Here is a 5,086-nt window from a genome sequence, read left to right as displayed (position 1 = left end):
CGGACCTTTGCTATCGTATCCACGCCCTTCATCCCCGAAATCCACCGCTCTTCCAAAAGCGGCAGCATGCAGGAAAACGGGGGTCAAAATTACATGCCGATCCCCAGTCCTACAGGGTCAACATTCCATGCAAAATCACACGTCACCGCAGGAAAAGCCCCAAAGCAGGCCATAACCGCCGTCATGCGAAAGATGATCGTCCTCGCCAACGCCCTCCTCAAACGGGGCCTCCCTTGGCAGCCCAAAATGGCTTGACCATCACGGATACTCTAAGGCGGGTTGCAGGAAAGCCACGTCTGCGAGTCAATCGGCTCCAACGGATCCCGCAATAGACCCGATATCCTGTAGACCGCAATGCTCTCGAGCGGCATTCCAAGGACGCTGCGGGTCAGCGTCGCCACAAGCGTCACCTCGCCAAACAGCGCTTCAAGCTTGACCCTTTCGTCACGCCGCGTCTCCGCGACATAGAGGCCGGTGGCCGCGAGCCGCTCCCGGTCCGGCTCCGGCATCATCACATAACGGATACGCTCGGTGAGCGGAATGACGGGCAAGTCGGTTTGGCGCAGGCCAAAGGCGAGCTGGCCAGTCATGCCATAGCTGGTGGTCGCCACGAAGGCTGCACCTTGCCGCACTGCAATCCGTTCAATATCGCCGGCAACTTCTGGCCAGCCACGCAACCGGAACGTCGGATCCTTGCGCGCAAACCTGCCAGTAAAGGCGTCGACAGCGTGAAATTGCACTAAAATTCCCAGTGTAAGCCCGGAGACGATCGCGCCAATGGCAACGCCGCGCCAGATCCGGTCCGTCTGGCCGCCGATGAACACTGCCGCCATGATGCAGGCTGCCGGGAACAGCGGTGCCGGCCAGTTGCCCTGCACACGGGAATGCAGCGAGTGGATCAAAAGATAGGCCAGGAACGGCAGCGAGGTCAGAAGCAGAATTCCGGCTGCCCCGTCCCCCCGACGCAGACGCCGCATCAGCATCACACTCCCAGCGGCCGCAGGGACAGCGATCAGCGGGTTGAGCAGGCCGAAAAGAGCGCCAAGAAACTCGAAGATATACTTGCTAGTCAAGCCTTCGCCCCGCCCGGCACGTCCGAACTGCTTGTAGAACGAGGCCCAGTCGTGGGCGTGGTTCCAGAGAAGTACAGGGGTGAACAAGGCAATCGCCAGAGCACCGCCCAGCCACAATTGCCAGCAAAAGAACCAGCGCCGCGCCGAAGGGACGGCTATCAGCCAAAGCACGATGCCCGCACCGAGAAAGAGAGCGGAATACTTCGACAGGAGGCCACAACCGGCGAACACGCCTACGGCAAGCCACCAGTCGGCCCGCCCGGAAACCTGCAGTTCCGCCAGAGCCCAAAGCGTCAGGCCCCAGAACAGCACCGAGGGTGCATCCGGCGTGATCAAGATCCCGCCAACGCCGATGAGCGGCGTCGCATGGAGAAACAACACCGAAAGGCCCGCGACCTTGCGGTCAAACAGGATATCCGCCGTCCGCCACAGCGCCAGCGATCCGACTGCCGCCAACAGCACGCCAACCAAGCGAAGGCCCAGCGCCGTGTCGCCGGCGATCGCCTGGCCGAGGAATATCCACCAGGCGACCATCGGCGGATGGTCATAGTAGCCGCTGGCCGGAAACAGGCCCCATAGTCGATAATAGGCTTCGTCTTCGACAAGGCCGGCGCTGGCCGCGCTCCACAAGCGGAACATGGTCAGAAGCACAACGAAAACCAAAAGCGACCGCGGCGCGAGCCAAACTGGCAGTTCGCCGGCGCCATGGTCCCGAGCGGCAATTCTGGCGCGCGGGCTGCTCATGGCTTGCGCCAGGTGAGGAGCGACGAGGCGGTGTAGTTCCAGACTGCGCCCATGGCCGCACCCGCCGTACCGGCCAGCCACCAGACCGGCTCGCTCTGGTAGATCATGTTGGCGACACCAACATTGGCCAGCACGCCGGCGCTGCACACCGCGTAGAACGTCAGGAGACCCCGGAGCATCGCAAGGCCGGAGAGGCGGCGATCCCGATATGTCAGTCGGTTGTTGAGCGCAAAATTGGTCGTCATCGCGACAAAGGTCGCCAGCGTCTGCGCCATGTTGAAATCAAGCCCCAGCCCGATCATGGAGCCACGCAGCGCCAACAGATGCACCAGCACACCGCTGGCCCCCACCAGCGAGAACATCAGGAAGCGGACCGACACAAGGTCGCCGAAATACTTGGACAACAGCAAACCCAGGTAATCGAACGTCACGAGCGTATCGAGCTTGCTCTCGCCCTCGCGCCGCTCGCGGAAAACAAAGGGAAACTCGACGATGCGCAGGCGGCCTTCGCCGCTCGCCACGATGTCGAGCAGGATCTTGAAGCCTTGCGCCGACAGTTTCGGCGCCAGTTCGTCGACAATCGGACGGCGCAGCATGAAGAACCCGCTCATCGGGTCGGTCAGGGTCACCTTCAGCAGCCTCTGCGCCAGGGCATTGGCGAGGTTGGAGCCTGCCGCGCGGACTTTTGAAAGGCCCTCGCCGATGGCCCCGCCTTCGGCCCTGCGGCTCGCCACGGCCAGATCCAGGTCACCTGCCTTCAGGGCGGCCAGCATCTTCGGCAGCAAGGTCTCGTCGTGCTGCAGGTCAGCATCCATCACTGCGACAAACGGGGCTGAGGACGAAAGCATGCCCTCGATGCAGGCGCCTGCCAGACCACGTCGGCCGATCCGGCGGATGACACGCACGCGCGGATCCGTCGCGGCAATCTCGTGGGCTATCGCGGCGGTTCCATCGGGCGAATTGTCATCGACAAAGACCACCTCAAAGGCAATTCCGGCCAGCGCCCTGCGCAGGGCCGCCACGATCAGGGGTACGTTCGCGCGCTCATTATAGGTGGGCAGGATGACAGTCAGTTCGGGAACCGCCAGGGTTGCAGCGGGGACCGGGGCAGCCTCGGCGCCAGCCTCATGCAGGGAAAGAACTTTCATAGCGCTCGGTTTCCGAATATTAGGTGGGACATTCAGGGCTGGGCGCCGCACCGTTCCTTGCCCGGAAGCGCGCAGCCTGGCTTGGTAAGGTGTGGATTGCTTTCATCATCGATCGGACAGCTCGGCCGGATCGAGCATCGGTAGCTCGAGGCGCGCCGTTCCATCGCTCTCAACCTGCGTGACGATGCGCTTGGCGGAGCCCGCGAGGCTCGGATCGATGTCGAAGCCGCTGGCCATGTCCCAACGGGGCACATTCGATCCCTGAAGCACCAGGCCGAGGCGTTCGCCAGCCTTCAGGTAATGCGCGGTGCTGCCCAACGAAATCGAGATTGGAACCGCTTCGTTCGCTTTCAGTGGTGTTGGGGCTGCGCGTCCGGCCCGATAACGGGCGCGGAACAAGGTTTCGAGGAGTTGCCTCGGCTTCCCGACGACGTCGACGGCGATCAGCCTTGCGACGACATCGGCATCCTCCGCGTCCGTACGGATTGATGTATGGAGAGTCACCTTTCCGAGCAAAACGGCATCGCTCGAGAGCTGCGGGCCCAGGCGCACAACGCGTCCGTTGCCATCGACGGGCAAGCCCGACATCCCGGAACCGGCTGGCACCACAAGATTTCGTCCAGCCTCGGTCGGAACAGCCTCCTCGATGTCGGTCACGATCGTGCCGATGCGGCCCGATGTCCTCTCTTGGGGCGACAGTGCGTCTTTGTTCAAGAACAGCGTCCACGGCCTGGGGGCTTTTGGGGGCCATGTGTCGCTTTCGAAAAGGCGATCCGCTGGCCCGTTCTCAACCATGTAGCGGACTGCCGGCTTCGAGCGCTTGTCCAACCAGTCGAGGAAGGCTGCCTCGAGCCCGGCGGCAGCCCAAGTCTCCGGATTGTCGATATCGTAGTGCGATCCGTTCAGGACGATCAGGCTTTGATCGCCCTTGGCGCGGTTGAAGGCATCAAGCGTGCAGTCGAGGAAGGTATCCTGCCAAAGACCGACATGCGTCACAGGAACTTCAATGTCGGCCGCAGCGTCAAAGTAGCGCGAACGTTCGCCATAGCCGGCTTCCCCGATGAAGGCGGCCCAGTTCGGCTGAATCGAAGCCACAGGATCGAAGGCTGCGAGCGGCCGCTGCATCAACGCCGTACCGTCGCCACCGAACATGCGGTCAAGGAGGGCCTTGGACTTGACGCGCAGGTCGGCTTTGTCGACCCCGCGCGCAGCCATGTCCTTGAGGTTCTGTGCACCGCTATCCCACGCCTGCTGGATGATCCATGGAGCAAGCACCTCCATCTGAAGGCCGCCAGTGTCTCGGATCACACCTTGCTGGAGCAAATTGGCGCATGAGGCCTGGAAGAAAGCGCCGGTCAGACCAGCGGGGCGCTCGGCCACCATCAAATACCCGGCAAAACCATCAGCAGAGTCGCCCGTCACGCGGAATGTGCCGTCGCTCCACTCTTGGCTGATGATCCAGCGCGCAAAGGCCCTGCCATCCGCACGGTCAGCCTGAAAGAGCATGTCGATGCCTTCCGAGTTGCCCCGGCCCCGCGTGTTCTGCTGGACAATCGCGTAGCCTCGCTTCAGGACGGGCGCCCATGTCGCGAGAATTTCCTCTGCGGTGGCGTCTTCTTTTAGCTGAACGGCTCCGGGCGGTGACGTAGGCAGACCATAGGGGCTACGCACGACAATCGCCGGGAACGGGCCTGCCCCGTCAGGGAGCAGCACGATCGTGCTTAGGCGGACGCCATCGGCCATGGGAACCTTGACCTCAAGGGGCGCGGCGTCGGCGAATGTGGTGCCGAGCACAAAACAGATCGTGGCTAGGCTGAGGCGTTCATCGTTCTGCATGGGAATCGCGGTTTGGCTTGTTGAAGTCACCGAATTATCCATGCAGCGCTGTTTCCCGGTGCGCAAGGTTTCATGTACGAACAGGCACGCTGCGCGCACGAACAGCCATTGGACGAGGGTTGGGAGATGATGAAGCGTCGACTGTTGCAGCGCGACAATCAAGTTGAGACAGCCCGACAATCAGGATGAGACGCCGTGGGGCGGGAACGGAAGGAGGGCGTAGCCCGACTGAGGTTTCTGCCCCACGGCGTTTGGTTCTTTTGAGCCCTCTGGTGTTTGCGGTCG

Annotated in this window: 3 protein-coding genes and 1 pseudogene; 1 reads left to right on the top strand and 3 read right to left on the bottom strand. The window is 62.4% G+C overall.

The annotated features are described in order from the left end of the window. Positions 1–255, top strand: a pseudogene (locus ACKODO_RS15310) (hypothetical protein); the annotation flags it as partial. A gap of 14 nt (positions 256–269) precedes the next feature. On the opposite strand, the gene ACKODO_RS15305 reads toward ACKODO_RS15310, so the two are convergent. The 3 genes from ACKODO_RS15305 to ACKODO_RS15295 form a co-directional block, all read right to left on the bottom strand. After that, positions 270–1,817 carry a glycosyltransferase family 39 protein gene (locus ACKODO_RS15305; RefSeq protein ID WP_408984312.1) on the bottom strand — a complete coding sequence of 516 codons (1,548 nt, stop codon included), beginning with the start codon at positions 1,815–1,817 and terminating at the stop codon, positions 270–272. Further along, positions 1,814–2,965, bottom strand: a complete 1,152-nt coding sequence (locus ACKODO_RS15300) for a glycosyltransferase (protein WP_408984311.1) — start codon at positions 2,963–2,965, stop codon at positions 1,814–1,816. The genes ACKODO_RS15305 and ACKODO_RS15300 overlap by 4 nt, the downstream gene beginning before the upstream one ends. Positions 2,966–3,070: 105 nt before the next feature. Continuing rightward, the gene (locus ACKODO_RS15295) at positions 3,071–4,963 is read right to left on the bottom strand and encodes a CocE/NonD family hydrolase (protein WP_408984310.1); all 1,893 of its coding nucleotides are present in this window, start codon (positions 4,961–4,963) and stop codon (positions 3,071–3,073) included. Positions 4,964–5,086: the final 123 nt, after the last annotated feature.

Origin of the sequence: Rhabdaerophilum sp. (genome assembly GCF_046092605.1) — a bacterium.
Taxonomy (GTDB): domain Bacteria; phylum Pseudomonadota; class Alphaproteobacteria; order Rhizobiales; family Beijerinckiaceae; genus Rhabdaerophilum.
Note: the sequence above shows the minus strand (reverse complement) of the source record. Positions and strands in the feature narration are given on the sequence as shown.